Origin of the sequence: Curtobacterium sp. B18, from assembly GCF_000333375.1 — a bacterium.
Taxonomy (GTDB): Bacteria; Actinomycetota; Actinomycetes; order Actinomycetales; family Microbacteriaceae; genus Curtobacterium.
This window is the reverse complement of record NZ_BACZ01000017.1, coordinates 1-1625: the sequence shown is the minus strand read 5'-3', so window position 1 is coordinate 1625 and position 1625 is coordinate 1. Positions and strand designations below refer to the sequence as shown.

Below are 1625 nucleotides of genomic sequence, written 5' to 3'. Positions count from 1 at the left end.
CGGAAGCCGAGTGGGCGTGACACGCCGGTCGAGGTCAGCGAGTGTGACGTATTTCGCCCGCTCGCCCGAGGGGTCGGTGCCGCGCGGCGGTTGCAGGCGTGAGCGCTCACGTACTAACGTGTGAGCGCTCACTCAACGATGAGAGCAGGAGAGAACATGGACGCCGACGAGCGCCGACGACAGGTCGTGGACGGCCGGACGACCCTGGGGATCGAACTCGGCTCCACCCGCATCAAGGCCGTGCTCGTCGACGAGTCGCTCGTGCCGATCGCCTCCGGCGCGCACGAGTGGGAGAACGCGTACGTCGACGGCCGCTGGACCTACTCCCTCGACGCCGTCGAGACCGGACTCCGCGCCGCCTACGCCGACCTCGTGGCCGACGTCGAGCGGCAGTACGGCGTGACGCCGACGACCTTCCGCGCCGCCGGTGTCAGCGCGATGATGCACGGCTACCTGGCCTTCGACGCCGACGGGCAGCTGCTGGTGCCGTTCCGGACCTGGCGCAACACGTCGACCGGGCCGGCTGCCGAGCGCCTCAGTGCGGCCCTCGGGTTCAACATCCCGCAGCGCTGGTCGATCGCGCACCTGGCCCAGGCCGTCCTCGACGACGAGCCGCACGTCGCCGAGCTCGCGGGCATCACGACCCTCGCCGGGTACGTGCACCGCCGCCTCACGGGTCGCGACGTGCTGGGCGTCGGTGACGCCTCCGGCGTGTTCCCGATCGACAGCACGCCGGCCGACAGCGGCCCTGGCGACCCGGGCACGCGCGACTGGGACGACACGATGCTGCGGACCGCCGAGGACCTGATCGGGCTCCGGGACCTGCGTGCCCTGCTGCCCGAGGTGCTCGTCGCGGGGGACGACGCCGGGACCCTCACCCCCGAGGGCGCCGCCTGGCTCGACCCGACCGGCACCCTGCAGCCGGGCGTCCCGCTCTGCCCGCCCGAGGGCGACGCGGGGACCGGCATGGTCGCGACGAACGCCGTCGCGCCCCGCACCGGCAACGTCAGCGTGGGCACGAGCATCTTCGCCATGGTGGTGCTCGAGCACCCGCTCAGGACCCCGCACGAGGAACTCGACGTGGTCACCACGCCGTCCGGGGACGCCGTGGCGATGGTGCACTGCAACAACGGCGCGAGCGAGATCGCGAGCTGGGCGCGGGTGTTCGGCCGGTTCGCCGAGGCCGCGAGCGAGCGCACCGGCAGCGCGGCGATCGACATCGACACCGTGTACGCGACGCTGCTGGCCGAGGCCGAGCACGCGGACCCCGACGCCGGCGGCCTGCTGTCGTTCAACTACCTCGCCGGCGAGCCCGTCACGCACGTCGAGGACGGCCGACCCCTGCTGCTCCGCACACCCGGCGCCCGTTTCACCCTCGGCAACCTCGTCCGCTCCGAGGTGCACGGCGCGTTCGCCACCCTCGCGATCGGCATGGAGGTGCTGCACGGCGAGGACGTCCAGGTCGACCGGATGACCGCCCACGGCGGGCTGTTCCGCACCCCTGCCGCGCCGCAGCGCCTGCTCGCCGCGGCGCTCCGCGTGCCCGTCGCGCTCGAGGAGACTGCGGCGAGGGCGGTGCGTGGGGGATCGCGNTCCTCGCCCGCCTACTCGAGCACACCGACCGG

The 1625-nt window shown here is 73.3% G+C and carries 1 pseudogene; it reads left to right on the top strand.

From position 1 onward, the window contains the following. Positions 1-138: 138 nt before the first annotated feature. A pseudogene (locus I5E_RS20810) lies at positions 139-1625 on the top strand (xylulokinase); the annotation flags it as partial.